Annotated in this window: 14 protein-coding genes; 8 read left to right on the forward strand and 6 right to left on the reverse strand. The window is 69.7% G+C overall.

The window, feature by feature from the left end:
* Positions 1–40: 40 nt before the first annotated feature.
* The 4 genes from SYV04_RS33810 to SYV04_RS33825 all read right to left on the reverse strand — a co-directional run bounded on the left by SYV04_RS33810 (position 41) and on the right by SYV04_RS33825 (position 4,679).
* Positions 41–853, reverse strand: a complete 813-nt coding sequence (locus tag SYV04_RS33810; protein WP_321550124.1) for a hypothetical protein — start codon at positions 851–853, stop codon at positions 41–43.
* Between the two features lie 14 nt (positions 854–867).
* Complete coding sequence (locus tag SYV04_RS33815) at positions 868–1,683, reverse strand: hypothetical protein (RefSeq protein WP_321550125.1); 816 nt, start codon at positions 1,681–1,683, stop codon at positions 868–870.
* A 53-nt stretch (positions 1,684–1,736) separates the two neighbouring features.
* Positions 1,737–3,563, reverse strand: a complete 1,827-nt coding sequence (locus tag SYV04_RS33820) for a serine/threonine-protein kinase (RefSeq protein WP_321550126.1) — start codon at positions 3,561–3,563, stop codon at positions 1,737–1,739.
* Between the two features lie 144 nt (positions 3,564–3,707).
* On the reverse strand, positions 3,708–4,679 hold the full coding sequence (locus SYV04_RS33825; RefSeq protein WP_321550127.1) for a L,D-transpeptidase: 972 nt from the start codon (positions 4,677–4,679) through the stop codon (positions 3,708–3,710).
* Between the two features lie 115 nt (positions 4,680–4,794).
* On the opposite strand from SYV04_RS33825, the gene SYV04_RS33830 reads away from it, so the two are divergent.
* The 5 genes from SYV04_RS33830 to yddG all read left to right on the forward strand — a co-directional run bounded on the left by SYV04_RS33830 (position 4,795) and on the right by yddG (position 9,298).
* Positions 4,795–5,565: an arginyltransferase gene (locus SYV04_RS33830; protein ID WP_321550128.1), complete on the forward strand. Its 771-nt coding sequence runs from the start codon at positions 4,795–4,797 to the stop codon at positions 5,563–5,565.
* A gap of 126 nt (positions 5,566–5,691) precedes the next feature.
* Positions 5,692–7,053 carry a DNA/RNA non-specific endonuclease gene (locus SYV04_RS33835; protein ID WP_321550129.1) on the forward strand — a complete coding sequence of 454 codons (1,362 nt, stop codon included), beginning with the start codon at positions 5,692–5,694 and terminating at the stop codon, positions 7,051–7,053.
* 93 nt (positions 7,054–7,146) lie between these two features.
* Entirely contained in the window at positions 7,147–7,494 is a 348-nt protein-coding gene (locus tag SYV04_RS33840; protein ID WP_321550130.1) for a hypothetical protein, read from the forward strand.
* A 37-nt stretch (positions 7,495–7,531) separates the two neighbouring features.
* Positions 7,532–8,299: an ADYC domain-containing protein gene (locus tag SYV04_RS33845; RefSeq protein ID WP_321550131.1), complete on the forward strand. Its 768-nt coding sequence runs from the start codon at positions 7,532–7,534 to the stop codon at positions 8,297–8,299.
* 69 nt (positions 8,300–8,368) lie between these two features.
* Complete coding sequence (yddG, locus tag SYV04_RS33850; RefSeq protein ID WP_321550132.1) at positions 8,369–9,298, forward strand: aromatic amino acid exporter YddG; 930 nt, start codon at positions 8,369–8,371, stop codon at positions 9,296–9,298.
* Here yddG and SYV04_RS33855 read toward each other — a convergent pair.
* Positions 9,267–9,893 carry an NAD(P)-dependent oxidoreductase gene (locus SYV04_RS33855; RefSeq protein ID WP_321550133.1) on the reverse strand — a complete coding sequence of 209 codons (627 nt, stop codon included), beginning with the start codon at positions 9,891–9,893 and terminating at the stop codon, positions 9,267–9,269. The two genes, yddG and SYV04_RS33855, sit on opposite strands and share 32 nt — an antisense overlap.
* A gap of 737 nt (positions 9,894–10,630) precedes the next feature.
* Here SYV04_RS33855 and SYV04_RS33860 point away from each other — a divergent pair.
* The 3 genes from SYV04_RS33860 (at position 10,631) to SYV04_RS33870 (ending at position 14,279) form a co-directional block, all read left to right on the forward strand.
* Positions 10,631–11,101 carry an SMI1/KNR4 family protein gene (locus tag SYV04_RS33860; RefSeq protein WP_321550134.1) on the forward strand — a complete coding sequence of 157 codons (471 nt, stop codon included), beginning with the start codon at positions 10,631–10,633 and terminating at the stop codon, positions 11,099–11,101.
* A 110-nt stretch (positions 11,102–11,211) separates the two neighbouring features.
* Entirely contained in the window at positions 11,212–12,849 is a 1,638-nt protein-coding gene (locus SYV04_RS33865) for a sensor histidine kinase (RefSeq protein WP_321550135.1), read from the forward strand.
* Positions 12,846–14,279 (forward strand): sigma-54-dependent transcriptional regulator, encoded by a 1,434-nt coding sequence (locus tag SYV04_RS33870; protein ID WP_321550136.1) that lies wholly within the window; start codon positions 12,846–12,848, stop codon positions 14,277–14,279. Before SYV04_RS33865 ends, SYV04_RS33870 begins: the two co-directional genes overlap by 4 nt.
* 2 nt (positions 14,280–14,281) lie before the next feature.
* On the opposite strand, the gene SYV04_RS33875 is transcribed toward SYV04_RS33870, so the two are convergent.
* Entirely contained in the window at positions 14,282–15,544 is a 1,263-nt protein-coding gene (locus tag SYV04_RS33875) for a GAF domain-containing sensor histidine kinase (RefSeq protein WP_321550137.1), read from the reverse strand.
* Positions 15,545–15,559: the final 15 nt, after the last annotated feature.

Genomic DNA, 15,559 nt, shown 5'->3' on the forward strand with positions numbered 1-15,559 from the left:
TGTGCCAGGGCTCCCGGGTGTCCCTCCGGAGAGGGACGCGCTACTGGTCGTCACACGGGGTGCCCAGGCGGGCCCCCGAATACACTCCGAGCTCGTTGTAGATGAGCGGCAGGTTCTGCTCGACGGGCACCACGCGCAGCTCCAGCTTCTTCTTGTTGCCGGAGATCCATATCGGCGCCTGCGCCCGGTCCACCACCAACCGGAGCTCGCCCTTCTTCGTCGAGAAGATCTGCCCCTCCGAGTCGGAGATGATGTCCTTCATCTCCTGCAGCTTCAGGCTCCCCTTGGGGCCCACGTGGACTCGGAACTTCTTCTCGTCCTCCGAGCGGAAGCCGCGCTCCACGAAGTAGTAGTTGCCGTCCGTGTCGCGCAGCAGCGCGTGCGGCACGTACTTCTGCGGGTTCGGCTCGTACTTGGCCCCCGTCAGCAGCTTCGCCGCCGGCTCGGCCTCCATCACCGTGAAGGCAATCGTCTTCTCGCCGCAGCGCACCGAACAGGTCTTCTTCTCCTTGTCCAGCTCCACCTCCGAGAACACCCGGTAGTCGATGCCCCGGAAGTTCTCGTTCGCCGTCTTGTTGAAGAAGCGCGGATCCAGGAACGAGTCGCCCGCCAGGCCCCAGGGCGGCGGCGCTACCTGGACGAACGTCTTTCCATCTCCATAGAAGAGCTGCGTGGTCTTCTGCTCGTCGGGCGCCAGCACCACGTAGTGGCCCTTGCCGTCCGTGCAGACCGAGGTCTTCTCCAGGATGCGCTGCTCCCCCAGGTTCTCCGCCTTGCCCCAGGGGGGCTCGATGGCCCAGGAGGTGCTGGACAGCAGGGCGGCCGCGGTGGCCAACAGGTGTCGAGAGTGCATGAGACAAGCTCCGGTTAGAGGTTCTTCTCGAAGTACTTCGTGGCGAACTCTTCCTGATTGGCGGCGTCCGGGGCCGTGGTCCAGCTCACGGTGCCCTCCTGGATGGCCAGCTTCAGCTCCGTGCCGAACTGGCACGTGAGCTTCTTCACCTTGGCCGTGATGGCCTTCTTCCCCGCCGCCGAGTCACACAGCCCCCGCAGCGAGCTGAGCGGGTTCGCGCAGTACGAGGCGATGCTGTACTTCTTGATGACGTCGTCCGAGACGCTCTTCCAGTCGATGCTGGCCGTCACCTTCGTGCCGCACGCCTCGTTCATTGCCTTGAGCTCATCGGCGAAGGACTGCTGGTTGCCGTCCTCGCGCTCCTTGCGGTTGAACGCCGCCAGCTTGCCCAGCGTGCCGTCCGACTTCTGCTTCTGGTGCTGGGAGTAGATGTCCTCGGCCTTGAGCGCCTGGGTGCGCTTCTCGTCGAAGGTGACGGAGAGGCCGTCCTTCCTGCCAGGTACCCACAGCTCGTAGCGCTTGGTGCCCCACGAGTCGCGCACCACCAGCGTGTAGAAGTTCTCGCCCCGGTACGGGGTGAAGTAGTCCGCGCCCTTGTTCGTCTCGCTCATCGTGTGCAGGAGCGCCTTGCCGTCGAACTCGCTGCTGGTGCCCTGCACGTAGAGGAGCACCTGCTTGCCGTCCTTGGACTCCGGGCCGGTGAGCGGGATGATCGCCACCGACTCGCCCTCCTTGCCCGCGTACACCTTGCCGGCGCCGACCGGAGCCGCTGCCCATGCGCTGGCGCCGCACAGCGCCCCCGCGATGACCACTGCCAGGGTGATTCTCATGTGTGCCCCCTCCCGTGGGGCCGTGGTGCTGCCGCCTCCGGGGCCCTGGAGCCTCAGAGGTTGACGTCGTGAGGCTTGCAGTACTTCGCCAGCCGCGCCTTGCCCTTGGAGGACAGGTTGCGCCACTGCGCCCTCGCGTTGCCCAGGTCTCCCTTGTGGCAGTAGGCGCGCCCGAGCAGCTCGTACGCGGCCTCCGTCTTGCGCGTCTGCTGGCTGCGCTGGGCCAGGCGGATGGCCTTGTCGAATTCTCCCGAGGTCAGCGCGCGCTCGGCCTCCTCCAGCTCCTGGCGCACCGACTCGGGCACGGCCTCGGGCTTGTCCGGGCGCGTCTGCGGACGCGCGGTGTTGGCGGGCTCCGTGTTGGCGGGCTCGGTGGGGGTGGTGGCCACGGTCGGAGGCGTGCTCGGCGGCGTGGTGGGCGGCGGCTCCGGTTTGACTTCCGGGGGCGGCGTCGGCGCCACGGGGGGCGGCTGCGCGATGGTTGGGTTCGGGGCGGTGACGGTGGGCGTCTCGGGCGGAGGGCTCGGGGGCGTCTCGGTCTTGAGGAACCGGCTTCCGACGATTCCGACGCCGAGGAGCACCACCGCCACGACGGCCGCCACCCCGAGCTTCGCGTTGGAGCGGGGGGCAGGTGCCGCGACGGGCGGCGCGGGCGTGGCCGGAGGCGCGGGTTGAGGCGCGGCCGGCTGGACCGCCGGCAACGAGAGGTCCGTCGGGCGCCGGGAGACGCTCACCGCGAGCGAGGGCTGCGCGGCGGGGGCGGCGGCCTCGGCGGCCCGGAACGCGGCCAGCGTCGAGCCGGGCTCCACGCTTGGGTCCGCCAGGGCGGCCGGGTTCGGCGAGGCGGGCTGGGCAGCAGGGGCGGGCGCGCCGGCGGCGGACTGGCGCGCGGGGACGAAGGTGGCCTCCGAGGCGCTCTCGTCGTCATGGAGCGACGGGTTGGAGGGCGGCAGCGCGCCCCGGGGCGAGTAGGGCGTCGGATCCGGCCCCAGGCTGGCGAGCGACTGCAGCGGCGTGCCGGTCAGCTCGGCGATGAAGGTGGCCACGTCCTGGAAGCGGTCCTTCGGGTTCTTGGCCAGCGCCTTGTCCACCGCGGCCACCGCGCGGGCGGGCAGGTCCGGACAGCGCACCGCGAGCGACTCGGGCGGCTCGTTGACGACGCGGTAGACCACCTCGGCGATGGTGGCCCCGGCGAATGGCGAGTCTCCGCTGAGCATCTCGTAGACGATGGTGCCCAGGGCGAAGATGTCCGTGCGCGCGTCGATGTCCTTGTTCTTGCCCATGGCCTGCTCGGGCGACATGTAGCGCGGCGTGCCCATGAGCACGTCTTCCTGCGTCTGCAGCGTCTGCGAGCCCATGAGCTTCGAGATGCCGAAGTCCATGAGCTTCACCCGCTCGGTAATCATGCCTTCCGAGTCGGTGGGCACCAGCTGGACGTTGGCGGGCTTCAAGTCCCGGTGGACCACGCCGGCGCGGTGGGCCGCCTGCAGCGCCGAGCCCATCTGCCGGGCCACGGAGAAGGCCTCGCGGATGGACATGCGGCCCTTCTTCAGCCGGTGCCCGAGGCTCTCGCCGCGCAGGTACTCCATCACCATGTACGGCGCGCCGTTCTCCAGGGTGTGGAAGTCCAGCACCTCGACGATGTTGGGGTGGCCCAGCTGGGAGGCGATCTCCGCCTCTCGGCGGAAGCGCGCGAATTGCTCGTCACTCAGCTCCTCGTCATGCAGGAGCACCTTCACCGCCACTTGCTTGCCCGGCAGGCGCAGGTGCCGGGCGAGGAACACGGAGCCCATGCCCCCCTTGCCCAGCAGTGAAGTGAGTTCGTACGTGTCCCGCAGGACCGTCCCGATGCGGATGTCAGCAGCGGCGGAGTGGCTCATTAGAAGTCGGAGGGGTGCCTGCGCGCACTTAAGCCGCTTCCGACGCGATGCGCCAGTCACGTGCGCCGTGGGTTCGGCGGGGAGGACTCCGTGCGTCGGATTGGACGCGCTGTGTCAGGGGAGGCTGCTGGAGGGGACCCACGGTCAGAAGAGGACGACCATGGCGCCTTCGGGGATCTTCTCGTAGAGCGCGGTGATGTCCGGGGTGTGCATCACCACGCAGCCCCAGGAGAGTCGGCCGCCCGTCTCTTCCAGCGTCCAGGGGCCCACCCAGCCGTGGAAGCCGATGCCGCTGCCCAGGCGCGTGGAGGCCTCCGTGGCCTTGCGCTCGGCCCAGGCGCGCGCGATGCGGTCTCGTACCTCGCGGGTGATGAGGCCCTGCGTCAGGCCCCGGTCCGCGTCCCAGGGGTTGGGGTAGTTCAGGCGGATCCAGTGGCCTCCGTAGTACTCGGCATAGGCCCCGGTGAAGCTGCCTCGGTGCTTCTGCACCACGTGGTACATGCCCATGGGCGTGCGGTTGTCGCCGCGCACCTGCTTGCGGCCCTCGGCCTGGCCGAAGCCCACTTCCACGCGCGTTACCTCGCGGCCGCGCTCGTACAGCCGCATCGCGTAGTTCGTGTGCGAGACGAGCAGCAGCACGGGCTCCTTCGCTGGCAGCGGCAGGCGGGCGCGGGATTGGAGGAAGGCACGGGCCTCGGCGGCTGAGAGGGCCTTGGTGGTGTGCAGCGTCACCGAGAGCTGGGACTTTGCGGCTACTCGGCCCAGGGGGTGACCGCGTGTGACGAGCGCGCCCGTGGGCAGTGTCACGGCTTCCAGCCCCGTGTACTGGGTGCGGAGGCGCAGCAGTTCGTGGTTCTCGTAATAGAAGTGCTCCAGCGTCAGCGAGCCGCCCTTCGCGTCCACTGTCTCCACGCGTCCGTGGGCCAGGGCTCGAACCTCGTTCCCTGGAGTCGCACGGGAAGGGGCCGGCAGTGGCTCGAAGCTGTCCGCGGCCGGCGCGGGGGGATTCAGGTAGGTCTCGAAGGCATCCGCGGCGGGCGTGTTGGAGGCGCTCGCGGAGAGAGAGGTTCCCAAGGTCAGCAGCACCACGAGGAAGCGGAAGAGGGACGAGGACACGATCAGCACCCGAGGTGGACACCCGGAGGATGCCAGACGTTCCCGCTCACTTGCCTGCCGTGCGGCCGAGGCCTGCTTGACAACCCGCGGGTAACCCTCGAATCAAGAGGGACCCATGGCGAACGAAATCCACCACGCCATCGAAGAGCCCGGCCCGTGCAGCTACCTGCCCGACCAGCTCTCTTCGCTCGAGCAGAAGGTCCTGACCGACGTGTCGCCCGAGGAGTATGAGGCGATGATGGAGCGCGGCTGGCGCCGCTTCGGCCCCGTCTACTTCCGGCCCGCCTGCCAGGCATGCGCTCAGTGCGTCACCCTGCGCATCCCCACCGCCACCTTCCACCCCAACCGCAGCCAGCGCCGCGCCCGCACCGCCTGCGCCCGCTTCCGCGTCGAGGTCGGCCCCCCTCGCGTCGACAAGGAGCGGCTCGCCCTCTACCACGCGTGGCACGCCTGGAGAGAGCAGGAGCGCGAGTGGGATGCCTCGCCGATCGGCGAGCGCGAGTACTTCCTCCAGTTCGCCTTCCCCCACCCCTGTGTGCGCGAGGTGGCCTGGTACGACGATGCGGCCGAGGGCGGGCCCCGCCTCGTGGCCCTCGGCATCTGTGACGAGACGCCCCACGCCTGGAGCGCCGTGTACTTCTTCTCCCACCCCGACTACGCCCACTGCTCCCTGGGCACCGCCAACGTCGTGAAGCAGGTGGAGCTCGCTCGCCAGCGCGGCATCCCCCACGTGTACCTGGGCTATCGCGTGTCCGGCTGCGCCTCGCTGCGCTACAAGGCCGCCTTCCGCCCCCACGAGCTGCTCGAGGGCCGCCCCGGTCCCGACGAAGCCCCCCGCTGGAGCTCCGCCCCGGAGTCCGAGAAGGACGACCCCTCCGCCCCCTGAGCCGGGCCGCGCAACCCCTTGGTTTCACAGGCGGGCGTGCCCCAGGCGCAACTTCTCGGAAGCTGAGGGAGATAATTCCGTACCCCCTCCGTCCCGATCAGGGGCTTTCTTCAGGAGACCGGCGCGATGGCGATCCGTCCGACAGGCCCGAGCCCGGCGCTCATCCCCTCGGTGAAGGTGGGCAACACGGTGGCCTCCGAGCAGGGCAGCTGGAACCGCTCCAGCGCCCGCGAGGCGCCCATCGCCCAGCTTCAGCAGAAGTTCGGCTGGGCCGAGGGAGGCTGGCAGGCCGAGCTGCTCAAGGCCGCGGACGCCGCCGGCTCCACCGCCAGCCGCCGGGGCAATGGCAACGTGTCGGCCGCCGAGGTGGATGCCTACCTGGCCAAACCCGAGGACGCGCGCTTCCTGACCTCCACCGCCGTGCAGCAGCAGCGCACGGCCCTGGAGCAGAAGCTCTCCGGTGGCGCTCGCTCCGTCGCAGTGGACGGCTTCGACAGTGACTGGCAGGACGCCGTGGCGCGCCGCGCGGATCAGCTCAGCGGGGATGCCAATGGCCAGCTGTCACGCGCCGAGCTGGACTCCTTCCTGAACGACATGAAGGCGGGCCGCATCCAGGACACCCGGTGGGTGCCGGATCAACAGACGGCCATGTTCGAGAGCAAGGTGGCCGAGACCGCCGGAGAGCTGGATCCGCTGCGCCCCGACGGCCCCACCAGCGGCCTGTCGCTGGTGAAGGAGTACATGCGCCTGTCGGCGGATCAGCCGAAGAACGTGCCCACCTTCGTGAGCTACCTGCTGTCGGCCTCGGACATCCAGGAGACTCCGGTGGACGTGGACCGGGACCGGAGCAACTTCACGCGCGACCCGGAGCTGGGCAGCGACAGCGTGACGGCCTCGGACTACACCGGCACGGAGATGGACCGCGGGCACATGAAGCCGGCCGAGGACTCGCCCACGCAGGAGGCGATGGACGAGAGCCACCTGATGAGCAACATCGCCCCCCAGCACCCGAACCTCAACCGCCAGGCGTGGCGCACGCTGGAGGACGCGGTGAACGACCTGGTGCGCTCCAGCGGGGGCAAGGCGCACATCCTCACCGGCAACCTGTTCCTCGACGCGCAGGGCAAGCCGCTGCCGCCCGAGGCCGTGGACACCCTCGGCGCCAACGCGCGCCGCGTCGCCGTGCCCACCCACCAGTTCAAGACGGTGCTCCTGGAGCTGCCCAACGGGCACCTGAGCATGTTCGCGTACATGGTCCCCAACGTGAAGGACGCGCCCACGAAGAAGGAGGACATCACCCCCTTCCTCGCCAACGCACGCACCTCGGTGGACCACATCGAAGAGCTGCTCGGGCAGGACCTGTACGCACAGCTGCCCAAGTCCGTGCAGGCCCGGCTCGAGACGGACAGCACCGCCGAGGTGAGCTTCCGCGAGGCCAGCCTGTACGAGGCCGCCTCGCTGCTGTGGCCGCAGCAGCGGACTCCCTGAGCGGGCGCGCTCGGCTTTCTGCCCTGCCGCCTCGCTTTGCTAGGGTGCGGGGTGGAGCCCCCCGGCTCCACCCTCGATGGAAGGAGCACCCTCATGTCCAAGCGTTTCACCCAGATGGCTCTCGTCGCAGCCGTGGTGATGGGTACCGCAACTGTCGCGGCAGCGGGCAGTCAGCTGAACGGCGTCAAGCTCAATGGCATTTGGTTCAACGGCATCGAGATGAACGATGTGTGGCCCAACGGCATCGAGATGAACACCACCTGGCCGAACGGCTTGAAGGTGAACGGCTTGAAGTTGAACGGCGTCAAGCTCAATGGCATCCGGTTCAATGGCATCTCCCTGGGCACTGTCTCCGTGAACGCGCCTCAGACGAACAGCTCGCCCGAGTCTCGCGTCACCGCCATCACCCTGCGTGATGGCACGGTGTTGCGTGCTCCGTAGGTCGCACCTGGGATGCCTCGCCCTGCTTGCCCTCGGCATGGCAGGGCGGGCGTCCGCCGAGGAGTCGCTGCGCGCCCTGCGGGTCGTCGGCACCGAGTTCCATGTTGAGACCTCCAGCGGGCGCACGCTGAAGAGCCAGGACCTGGTCGGCGCGACGCTCACGGTTCAGCAGGGCCTGGCGTCCTTGAACATCCGCATCGACGACGTCTTCCTGGATCCAAAGGATGGCGCGCGGGAGATCTGGCTCCACCAGTTGTCGGTGCAGGATGCCTCCACGGGAAACTGGCGTCCGCTCTGTGGGCAGGACCCCGAGGGCAAGCGCCTCGCGTTCCCCTTGGTTGGTGTGGTGGAGGAGGCCACGGCGACTCGGCAGCGCACGCCCGACACCGTCTTCACGCTCACCTGCACCAGCGGCGCGGAGGGCAAGTGCGTCCGCTTTGGCTACAAGCCCTGGAAGAAGACCGCTCAGGGTGTCGACCTCTGGGACTATCACCAGGCCTGTGTTCGCCTCGTCCGCGCCGACTACTGCGGCGATGGCCAGGCGACCACGCGCGCGGGCACGTTGATCGACATCTATGACTCCATCGGCATCCAGAAGTCCGAGCCGAAGAAGGGGATGCGCTTCGAGGCGGCATGGAGTCCTCAGGGGGCGCTCTGTGTGAACCACCCCCGCGTCCCGGAGAACGTCCGTCTGGAGGCGCTGCGCAGCTGCCCTCGGCTGGCCAAGGCCGCCCTGGGCGAGGGGTGCCGCGAGGAGCACTTCACTGGCAAGAAGGAGGCGCTCCTGTTCAACAAGTCGCTCTGACCGGGGTAGGACTCCCTGCTGCGCAAAGGCTGGGCATCGCCCTCGCTCCTATATAAGGAGGGCCCCGCCATGGCCCTCGCTTCCTCTGCAGCCGCCACCTCCCGCACCACGGCCGTTGGCGCGGGGGCCATCCTGCTCTGGGCCTCGCTGGCGCTGCTGACGACGTGGACGGGCACCCTGCCGCCGTTCCAGACCATGGCCCTGTGCTTCGCCGTGGCCTTCGTGCTGTCGCTGGGCAAGTGGCTGGCGCGGCGAGAGGACATCGCGAGCCACCTGCGCCAGCCCGCCTCGGTGTGGCTCACCGGCGTAGGAGGGCTGTTCGGCTACCACTTCCTCTATTTCGTGGCGCTGAAGACGGCGCCCGCCGTGGAGGCCAACCTCATCAACTACCTGTGGCCGTTGCTGCTCGTGCTCTTCTCGGCGCTGCTGCCCGGTGAGCGCCTGCGCTGGTGGCACCTCGCCGGTACCGCGCTGGGGCTGTGCGGCACGCTGGTGCTGGTGACGGGTGGGGGCAGCGTCTCCTTTCGCCCCGAGTACACCGTCGGCTATGCCTCGGCGTTCGGCTGCGCCATCTGCTGGGCCGCGTACTCCGTGCTCTCGCGGCGCTTCGGCTCGGTGCCCACGGACGCCGTGGGCGGCTTCTGCGGCGTCACGGCCGTGCTCGCGGTGCCGTGTCACCTCGCCTTCGAGCGCACGGTCTCGCCCAGCCCAGGGGAGTGGCTGGCCCTGCTCGTCATGGGCGCGGGTCCCATGGGCATCGCCTTCTTCTTCTGGGACGTGGGCATGAAGCGCGGGAACATCAAGGCGCTGGGGGGGCTCTCTTACGCCACTCCGCTGCTCTCCACGCTGCTGCTCATCCTCGCGGGCCGCGCGCGGCTGAACGTGGGCATCGCCCTGGCTTGCCTGTTCATCGTCGGGGGCGCGGTGCTTGCCTCGCGGGACCTGTGGGCCCGTGGCTCCGGCTCCGTCAGTACGCCACCGCCACCGCGCGACGGATGAACGCGGGGTTCTCGAGCTGCTGCACCAGGAAGTGCGCGAGGTCGGCGCGGGAGATGTGAGCCAGGGCGCCGATGAAGATGTCCTCTCCCGCGCGCCAGATGCCGCGCGGCCGTCCTTCACTCAGCCGGGGCGGGCGCACGAGCGTCCAGTCAAGAGGGCTGGCGAGGATGAGCTGCTCTTGTTGGAGCCGGTCCTGGAGCATGTCGCGGAGCGAGGAGCGCATCACCTGGTATAGCCAGCCGAGCCGCTTCGGCGGATGGCCGATCATCGCTCCAGTGATGCAGACCAGCCGCCGCACTCCGTGGGACTCCATGGCACGGAGCAGGTTGCGAGTGCCCTGGGCGCACAGCGTGGAAGGTGAGTCTCGGTGCGGGCCCAGGGCGCAGAGCACGGCATCGCTTCCGGCCACGGCTTGGGTGACGGCGGCCGGGTCGAGGATGTCTCCCGGCACCACGGTGACGCGGTGCTGGAAGTCGCCCAGCGCCTCGGGGTGGCGGGCGAGGGCGGTGACGCTGAGGCCTTGCGCGAGCGCCTGCTCCACGAGGTGGAGGCCCGTGCGTCCGGTGGCACCGATGATCAGCACTCGCTTGCTCATGGGAGGCTCTTTCTAGACGGTAGCCTAAACTGGTGGATGCGTTTGCTGGCTACCTACTCTCAACCCCACCTCTTTATGTCCTCTCGTGGCAGCTTCCGAGCAATGTGGTCCCTGGTCTGGATGGCAGCCCTCGTGGGTTGCGGAACGACTGATGGAACGCACGTATCTCCGGGGGCAGCGCCAGCCTCCGCCAAATGGATAGGTCCCGTCATGGCGGGGCCCGGTGAAGGGCAGACGCGGACGACCCTCTACTATGGCCCCTGGCAGTGCAATCGACGTTGGATGGATCAGTGCCAACGCAAGTGCGTTTCGGAAGGCCACAGGCTCATGGGCTGCATCTGGCTGGCCGATATCAAGACGGACATACAGGGGCGGTTCCTGGGCTCCCCCATGAGCGCGGGTGGGCGTTATGCCATCACACACTGCTGCTGCGACTACCCGAAGGTGGCGGATACGGCTGCGCGACGCCAGAAATGGAAGGGAGAGCGAGACGCCTTCCGGCGGAAGTGGAGCGAGGAGTTCGGAGAGTGGCCAAAGAGTGGAGAGGAGCACTGGCCGGGACACCACATCCATGACCTCCAGCGGGGTGGAGCCCCCACGGCTGGGCGCAACGTGCTGCCTACGCCCTCCGACGTTCATGCCGTTTTCACCGACGAGTACCCCATGTGCTACGCGGGAGGTGGCAGATGGAGCATGGTGGGGCCTGATCTGCCCTATACGGATTGAGGTCCACGGCCATGAAAGCCTTGCTCGAAGAGCTCTCACGCCACCATTTCCCCAACCCACCGGCGACGTCCGAGCAGATTGACGCTTTCGAGCGCCGTGTCGGCTGGCGCCTGGACCCTGACCTTCGCGCCTTCTATTCGCACTGCGACGGTGCGGCGCTGTTCCGGCGGCGTCCCGATGCGGACTATCGCTTCCTTTCGCTGGCCGAGATCCGTCGGGCGCGAGTCGCCATCCGTGGCAAGGACGATGACTCTCGCGGTCCGGCCTCCATGTACACGATCTGCGACCTTCAGGACGGAGACTACATCCTGGTGGATGTGGGCCAGCAGGAGCACGACCGCTACCCCATCATCGACGGCTGGCACGAAGCCTGGCCGGATCCGGAGTATTGCAAGCCGATCGCCGGTTCCTTCTCCGCATTCCTGGAGCGAGCCCTTCGCAGCGGTGGAAACTGGTTCTGGCTGGAGCAGCGAGGGGCCTGAAGCACCCGCCCTGCCGGAACTGGGACTCACCCCGGGTGTCTTGGGGAACGCGGTCCGGAAGCGGTAGCGTGCGGATGTCGGTCGTGGCGCGTCGCCGCCGAGGACCTGGAATGTCGGCGTACTTCATTGCCTCGTCGGTGGTCGCGCTCCTGGTCGCGCTGTTCAACGCGCTGCTGGCTGGCTACGTGCTCGCCTCCGGCTGGCGCGACACCCGCCAGCGCCTCTTCGCCCTCGCCCCCGTCGGCGTCGCCCTCTTCGCGCTCTCCTGGTTCGTGCTACTCGTACACCCGGACACCCGCGACTCCTCCCTGGTGTTCGCCTCCTGGGCCGCGCTGCTGTCCGTCTCGGGGTTCGTCGGTGATGCCCTGCTGGACCTGGGTCCCTCCCGCACTCGCCGCGTCCTGCTCTTCCTGCTCGGACTCGGGAGCCTCGTCCTCGCCGCCCTCTCCGGCGTCGTCGCCACGAGCTGGCGCACCGCGCTGGGCTCGGTGTTCCCCGAGGCCCTGGCCCTCGGCGCGGTGGCCTTCATCGGCGTGGCTCGCCTGCGACTCTGCCGCACTGAGAACGCGGCCATCCGGCGGCTCTCCCGGCACCTCACCGCCCTGGTCGTCGCCGCGCTGACCGTGGGCCTCTTCCGCGAGGGCATCGAGCTGGCGCGCGGCGGAGCCGTCGGCACCGTCGCCCTCCTGTGCGTCATCCTCGCCTCGGAGTCGATGGCCCTCAGCTACATCCTCCACGACCGCGTCGAGGTTCGCCTGCCCGTGGCTCGGGCGGTGACCCATGCGCTGCTCGCCATCGGCGCGGCCTTCCTCGTCGTCGCGTTGCTGCGGGCGCTGGGCTACTCCGTGGACCTCGGCCAGATGACCGTCACCGTGGGCGTGGCGCTCGTGGCCTCGCTGCTCTTCGTGGGGCTGGGAGATCCGCTCAGCCGGGGCCTCGAGTTCCTCCTGTTCCCCAAACAGGCCCGGCTCACCGGGATGCTCTCCGCCTCCCGCGCCGAGGCCGCCGCGCTGCGCAGCCGCCTGGAGCGCGCCGAGCGTCTGGCCATCGCCGGCGAGCTGGCCGCCTCCGTGGCCCATGAAATCAAGAACCCCCTGGCTGCCCTGCGCGGCTACGCGGAGCTGCTCGGGGATGCTCCGGCCCACGTGGCCCCCGAGCAGCGGGCTCGCTTCGAGAAGGCGGTGCGCATCATCCGCGAGGAGAGCGACCGCATCGACGCCAAGGTGGCCGAGCTGCTGAGCCTCGGGCGTGCGCCGAAGGGCCGACAGGAGGGGCGGCCGCTGGACGTGGCGCGCGTGGTGCTCGAGGCGGTGGCCGTGGCCGAGGGCGAAGTGGACATCCCGCACATCTCCGCGAGGCTGGACCCGACGCTGAAGGTGGTGGGAGACGAGGACGAGCTGCGCGGCGTGCTGCTCAACCTGCTGAAGAACGCCGGCGAGGCGATGCGCGGCGGCACGGGCGGGCGCATCGAGGTGGTGGCCCAGCGCGAGGAGGACAGCGTGGCGATCGAGGTGCGCGATGAGGGCCAGGGGCTCGGCGCGGTGGACCGCGAGCAGCTCTTCCGTCCCTTCTACACGACCAAGTCGGGAGGCACGGGGCTGGGGCTGGCCATCTCTCGCTCGGCCATCGAGGCGGCGGGAGGGAAGCTGAGCCTGCTGCCCCGCGAGGACCGCGTCGGCGCGGTGGCTCGGGTGGTGTTGCCCGCGGCGCCCCAGAACTCCGGTGCCGCCAGGGAGGAGACGCGATGACAGCCGAGGCAGGCGAGGCGCACCGGACCGAGGTGGCCATCGTCGAGGACGAGCGCAACCTGCGCGAGCTCTACCTGGACGTGCTGAGCGCGCGAGGGCTGCACGTGGTGCCGCTCGAGTCGGTGGCGCAGGCGGAGGCGTACCTGTCCCAGCGCGCGCCGGACCTGCTGGTGCTGGACGTGAAGCTGGGGGACGGGGACGGGCTGGTGCTGCTCGACAAGCTCCGGTCCCAGGGGTCGCGCACTCCGGTCATCGTGGTGACGGCCTTCGGCACGGTGGAGCGCGCGGTGCAGGCGCTGCGCGCGGGGGCGGCGGATTTCCTCGTGAAGCCGTTCAGCAACGAGCGGCTGGTGTCCGCGGTGGCGGCGGCGCTGGAGGCCGGGCGGCGCTGGGAGGAGCTGGAGCTGGCGGCGCCGAAGCTCGAGGCGCGCAAGGCACCCGGCGGCGAGCTCGTCGGCACCGAGGGCGGATTGAAGGACGTGGCGGCGCTGTTGCCCCGGGTGGCCGCCTCGGACGCCACCGTGCTGGTGCGTGGCGAGTCCGGCACTGGCAAAGAGCTGGTGGCCCGCGCCATCCACGCCGCCTCGCCCCGCATGGACGGGCCCTTCGTCTCCGTGAACTGCGCGGCGCTGCCGGCCTCGCTGCTGGAGTCCGAGCTGTTCGGCTTCGAGCGCGGCGCCTTCACGGGCGCTCATGCTCGGCGCAAGGGCCTCATCGAAGCAGCCGACGGAGGCACGCTCTTCCTGGACGAGATCGGCGACATGGCGCTGGAGGCCCAGTCGCGCCTGCTGCGCGTGCTCCAGGAGCGGGAGCTCACCCGCATCGGTGGACGCGAGGCGGTGCGGGTGGACCTGCGTGTCATCTCCGCCACGCACCGGGACCTCGACGCCATGGCCTCGGGAGGCCAGTTCCGCGCGGACCTGCTCTACCGGCTGGCGGTCATCCCCATCCACCTGCCCGCGCTGCGAGAGCGCGCCGAGGACATCCCCGGCCTCATCGAGCACTTCCTGGACAAGCACGCGACGCGCAAGGGCCTGCGCGTGCCCCGCCCGGACTCCGAGGTGCTGCGGCGCGCGGTGGCGTACCCCTGGCCCGGCAACGTGCGCGAGCTGGAGAACTTCGTCGAGCGCGCCGTGGTGCTCGGTCGCTTCGATGGGGAGTCGCTCCGGGTCCCCACGAAGGCCCCACCTCCCATGGCTGCGCGAGAGGAGCCCCGGGTCTCCGAGGTGGCACCCGCACCGGAGGAAGCCGGCTCCGTCGCGACGCTGCGGGAGGCCGTGGCCCGCGCGGAACGTGCCGCCGTCGTCGCCGCGCTCCAGGCGGCGCGAGGGCAGAAGACGGTGGCCGCCCGACTCTTGGGGGTGAGCTACAAGACCCTCTTCAACAAGATCCACGAGCACGACATCCGCGAGGAGCTGCACATCGGCTGAGCTCACCGCACCACGCCGGGCAGCGCCTCCCGGTCCACGGGGAAGGCGAGCTCGAAGCGCGCGCCCTTGCCCGGCGCCGAATGCACCTCGAGCGTGCCGCCGTGGGCGATGGCGATCTGCCGCGCCAGGTACAAGCCGAGCCCCAGCCCCGAGGAGCCCGGGCCCCGCGAGAAGCGCTCGAACAGCCGGGGCAGCAGGTGCGGAGCGATGCCCGGGCCCTGGTCGGAGACGATGAGGACGGCCCAGGTGCCGTCGTCGCGGACCTGCCGGAGGGCCTCCACCACCACGGGCAGCCCCGCGGGGGAGTGCTTCAGCGCGTTGGCGACGAGGTTCGAGAGCGCCTGGCGCAGGCGCTCCGGGTCGGCCACCACCACCAGCTCCTCGGGCCCCCGGCGCTGGACCTCGGTTCTGGGGCTCGTGGCGGCAGCGGCCACCTCCTCTACCAGCCGCACCAGGTCCACCGGCTGGGAGCGCAAGGCGAAGAGCCCCTGGTCCAGTCGCCCCACGTCGAGCAGGTCAGACGTCAGCCGCGTGAGCGCTTCGAGGACTCGGCTCGCCGCCAGGGCATCGCGCAGGTAGTTCGTGGCGTTCTCGCGCTCCGCCCGCTTGTGGATGAGTTCGATGCGCGTGCGCAGCGAGAACAGGTGGTTGCCCATGTCATGGGCGAAGACGGTGATGAGCTCGTCCGCGGCGGCGCGGCGGCCCTGCTCGGCGGCGCTCCGCGTCAACTGCTCCACGAGCTCGGCCCGGTGCGCCACCATGCCGAGCCACCGGGCAACGGTCTCCACGAAGCGCAGGTCATCCAGGGAGAAGAAGTCGGGCTGCGCCGAGGAGCACTCCAGCACCCCGCGCCGCACCCCGCCCAGTTCGATCGCGGCCGCGATGGCGGACCGGATTCCCAGCCCGAACTTGATGCCCGGCAGCTCCTCGGGGTCCTCGTCCTGGTGGCCGGTGTGCCAGGGCTTGCCGGTCTCGAAGACCTCGACGACGCGGCCGCGGTTGGCCAGCTGCAGCCGGTCCAGGCCCAGCCGCTTCTGCTGCCGGCCCATAGGGGTGTCGCTGACGCCCAGGGCCACGAGCGTCTGCGTCTGTGGCTCCAGGACGAAGACGTCCACCTTGTCGGCACGGAGGATGTCGCCGATGAGTTGGGCCGCACGGTCCAACGTGGGGCGCAGCTCCGCCGCTGGCAGGGCGAGGAGCTGCTCCAGGGTATGCCACAGCCGTTCGCGTCGCGCGTTCTCGGGGTCAGAGGCAGGGTCGGACACGAGGGGAACATGTTC

It is taken from the genome of Hyalangium ruber (assembly GCF_034259325.1).
Taxonomy (GTDB): Bacteria; Myxococcota; Myxococcia; order Myxococcales; family Myxococcaceae; genus Hyalangium_A; species Hyalangium_A rubrum.

Coding starts and splice junctions, on each gene's coding strand:
- SYV04_RS33810 (WP_321550124.1), bottom strand. CDS start 853: ATGCACTCTCGACACCTGTTGGCCACCGCGGCCGCCCTGCTGTCCAGC.
- SYV04_RS33815 (WP_321550125.1), bottom strand. CDS start 1,683: ATGAGAATCACCCTGGCAGTGGTCATCGCGGGGGCGCTGTGCGGCGCC.
- SYV04_RS33820 (WP_321550126.1), bottom strand. CDS start 3,563: ATGAGCCACTCCGCCGCTGCTGACATCCGCATCGGGACGGTCCTGCGG.
- SYV04_RS33830 (WP_321550128.1), top strand. CDS start 4,795: ATGGCGAACGAAATCCACCACGCCATCGAAGAGCCCGGCCCGTGCAGC.
- SYV04_RS33835 (WP_321550129.1), top strand. CDS start 5,692: ATGGCGATCCGTCCGACAGGCCCGAGCCCGGCGCTCATCCCCTCGGTG.
- SYV04_RS33840 (WP_321550130.1), top strand. CDS start 7,147: ATGTCCAAGCGTTTCACCCAGATGGCTCTCGTCGCAGCCGTGGTGATG.
- SYV04_RS33845 (WP_321550131.1), top strand. CDS start 7,532: ATGGCAGGGCGGGCGTCCGCCGAGGAGTCGCTGCGCGCCCTGCGGGTC.
- yddG (WP_321550132.1), top strand. CDS start 8,369: ATGGCCCTCGCTTCCTCTGCAGCCGCCACCTCCCGCACCACGGCCGTT.
- SYV04_RS33855 (WP_321550133.1), bottom strand. CDS start 9,893: ATGAGCAAGCGAGTGCTGATCATCGGTGCCACCGGACGCACGGGCCTC.
- SYV04_RS33860 (WP_321550134.1), top strand. CDS start 10,631: ATGAAAGCCTTGCTCGAAGAGCTCTCACGCCACCATTTCCCCAACCCA.
- SYV04_RS33865 (WP_321550135.1), top strand. CDS start 11,212: ATGTCGGCGTACTTCATTGCCTCGTCGGTGGTCGCGCTCCTGGTCGCG.
- SYV04_RS33870 (WP_321550136.1), top strand. CDS start 12,846: ATGACAGCCGAGGCAGGCGAGGCGCACCGGACCGAGGTGGCCATCGTC.